The organism is Endozoicomonas numazuensis, from assembly GCF_000722635.1.
Lineage (GTDB): Bacteria > Pseudomonadota > Gammaproteobacteria > Pseudomonadales > Endozoicomonadaceae > Endozoicomonas_A > Endozoicomonas_A numazuensis.
On the sequence record NZ_JOKH01000006.1, the window covers coordinates 147,245 to 150,460 of the forward strand.

Annotated in this window: 3 protein-coding genes; all 3 read right to left on the reverse strand. The window is 50.5% G+C overall.

Annotated elements, in window-relative coordinates; translation table 11 throughout:
- Positions 1-992, reverse strand: a 992-nt coding sequence (locus GZ78_RS21475; RefSeq protein ID WP_161787458.1) for a WD40 repeat domain-containing protein, incomplete at its 3' end; no start/stop codon positions are given.
- A gap of 220 nt (positions 993-1,212) precedes the next feature.
- Complete coding sequence (locus GZ78_RS21480) at positions 1,213-2,766, reverse strand: WD40 repeat domain-containing protein (RefSeq protein ID WP_034840784.1); 1,554 nt, start codon at positions 2,764-2,766, stop codon at positions 1,213-1,215.
- A 219-nt stretch (positions 2,767-2,985) separates the two neighbouring features.
- The coding region (locus GZ78_RS29640; protein ID WP_034840786.1) for a hypothetical protein at positions 2,986-3,216 on the reverse strand (231 nt) is incomplete at its 5' end.

Consider the following 3,216-nt stretch of genomic DNA (forward strand, 5'->3'; position numbering starts at 1 on the left):
TTTGCCATTGTCAGAGTATCGAGCCGGGTCTGGTGTGCGGCCTCATACAGGTGAACTCTGGGACCTTCGGCCACCGCATAATGTTCACCATCGGGGTGGTACAAGACAACGCGGGCGTCCGCATCAAATGTCATGTTTTGAATCAGGGTAAAATGACCCTCAGCCTCCCTGAGCCAGAGGCGTGCCAGATTATCGTTCCCGCCAGAAAGCAGTCGGTCGCCATCGGGGCTGAAGCCAAGGCTAAGTACATCATCACTGTGCGCCGGCATTTCAACGTAGCTGACGTCACTGAGGTTGGTGAGGTTATGCACTCGAATCTCCCCAGATTGATCACCCGAAGCCAGCCATAGCCCCTGACTGTCCAGTGCACTCACTGCTTCGGGGAATTCACCCGGTAGTGGTAAAACGTCATCTTTGCTCGCCGGGTTTATCAGTGACAGACGGCGATCATGACCGTATACCAGCCAAGCATCCTCCAGGATGAAGGTGGTTGCGAAAAGAGATATTGCCTCTAAAGCTTTCTCGTATAGATAGGTGTACCTAACGGGGGACGCCTTATAGGAGTAAAGAGTGATGCCGGTAGTGTACACTATAAAGCCCCCCCCCGAAGATATACTCACACTAAGTAAGCTACCTTCATAAATATGATCATGCCCAAGACGATTAACGCTTTTCTGGGTAAGGGGAAGCGCACTGGTATTGAAGCGCTGAATAAATGTTCGTACAGGAATTGCTCCCGTATTTTTTGCATACCCCACCATAATCAATTCAGAACCGTCCGGTTTAAAACGGAGTGCCGAAACAAAAGTTTGCGGCCCATAGGCATTGTTTTCTTCATCAATCTCCATCAACTCAGTGGCATTGAACTTTATCACCGGGCCGGGAATAAACCTTACGTTTTCAGGGTTGCCACTGCCCTCGGTTGCCCCGTGGCTTATGCTGGCCAGAACGCTCAGCATCAGACCCATCAGGCCGACTAGTTTTGTAATCATTGTTAATGCTCCATGACTGTTCAGTGCCATGTGTAAACCATAGAACTGTTATAGAAAGGAACTCATTCTAGTTTAAACTCATCATGGAAGACGTTGCCTGTCACATATAAAACGTATAAACCTAAATTCAGCAGTTGGCCGCTTTCACTTCTCTGTAAGCCTTGGCATTCAAGATTCAAGACCTGACATCTTCACAACCCCTTCATGCGATACATGGTGATCAAGGATTAAATAGCGGAACCTGGTCGGCTTTTTCAATCAACCGTTTTGACTTCGCACATTTCAGGTAAACGACGACAGCTGCAGTGACCAGGGTACCAATAACACCCCCGCTGGGCAGGGCGATGCCCACTACAAACCCGAGGAGGCCGACGGTTTCCGAGTCTTCGACAGTTGCTATGACCGGCGGCACCATCGTGGCAGAAGCATCCAAAGAACTTGAGACTGGAACCATCAGAGAGGTCAAGGAAGGGCTTGGTGAGGTGAGCCGATCGTCACCCATAGTTGTAGTAGAACTGACAACCAACGTGGTTACCGTCGCGGCTGCCTGCATGGTTGAGGCTGCCTGCATGGTTGAGGCTGCCTGCATGGTTGCCGGTTCGGTCAAAGAGATTTCAGGCAGTCCTTCCAGAAAATAGAATTCAATGTCGTTTCGTTTGTTGCCTGCCGCCAGCCAGGTGCCATTGGGGTTAAAGGCGAGAGAAAGCACCTCACTCATATTATTTGCCATTGTCAGAGTATCGAGCCGGGTCTGGTTTGCGGCCTCATACAGGTGAACCCTGGGGCCTTCGGCCACCACATAATGTTCACCTCCGGGGTGGTATAAGACGACGCTTGCCCTCTTAGAAAATCTCAGGCTCTCAATCAGGATAAAATTGCCCCCGGCTTCCCTGAGCCAATGACGTACCAGACCATCGTCACCGCTAGAAAGCAGCCGGCTGCCATCGGGGCTGAAGTCAAGGCCTAGTAAAGCCTTACTGTGTGCCGATATCTTTACGTAGCTGACATCACTGAGATGGGTGAGGCTATGCACCCGGATCTCGCCAGATCCATCACCCGAAGCCAGCCATGGCCCCTGGCTGCTCAGCGTATACACTGCTGTGGGAAATTCACCCGGGAGGGGTATAACTTCATTTTTGTTCACCGGGTTTATCAGTGAGATTCGGCCACCGTGACTGCATGCCAGCCAAGTATCATCCAAGATGAAGGTGCATGCGGACATAGGCGGACTGTATAGGAAAGTGTAAATGTATTGCCAGGTGGGGGGTCGCCCATCGGAGGACGCCAGTGAGACGGAGTTTAATTCATTGCCAAAACCAAACACTACACAACCCCCCCCCGAACAGATGCTCAGAGCAAGCGGGTAAAATGCACCCAAATAGTAGTAATACCCAAGCCAGTTAACGCTTTTCTGGTTAGGGGTGAGAGCACTGGTATTGAAGCGCTGAACAAACACTTGTAAAGGTATATCACCGCTAGTTCTTCCAACCCCCACCATAACCAATTCAGAACCGTCCGGTTTAAAACGGAGTGCCCGAATGAGGATTTGCGGCCCATAGATGTTGCCTTCTTCATCAATCTCCATCAACTCAGTGGAATTGAGCCTTATCACTGGGCCTGGAATAAACCCTACTTTTTCAGGGTCGCCACTAAATTCAAACTCGCCACTCGATTCAAACTCGCCACTCGATTCAAACTCACCACTGCCCTCGGGTACCCCATGGCTCACACTGGCGAGAACGCTCAGCATCAGGCAGGCTAGTCTGCTCATCATTGTTAATGCTCCATTACTGTTCAGTACCATGTGACAACCGTAGAACTTTTATAAGGAGGGAGGGTTATTCTAGTTCAAATACATAATAATTCCGATTACGGTGGTAATGAATCAGAGGCATTGATACCAATCACCGAGCAGTGGCTCCCCGCCTGCGCGGGGGTGCCGAAACTGGGGAATTTGAATCATAACCGTTGCGGTTAAGCAGTAAAAATAGCTTCAGGCTTTTTCAACAACCCGCTTTGGCTTGATGAGTTTCAGGTAAATAACAATAACTGCTGTGGTCAGGGTGGCAATAATCACCCCACTGGGCAGCACGACACCCAATATCGCCCCGAGGTTGCTGCCGGTTTCCGGTTCTTCGTCAGTCGTTATGACGGGCGGCATCATGGTGGCAGACGCCTCCATAAAGCTTGAGGCCGGTACCGTCAGAAAGGTAAGAGAAGGGCT

What these genes read in the sequence shown, in the direction of transcription:
- GZ78_RS21480 (WP_034840784.1), bottom strand. Translation starts at nt 2,766, where the DNA reads ATGATGAGCAGACTAGCCTGCCTGATGCTGAGCGTTCTCGCCAGTGTG.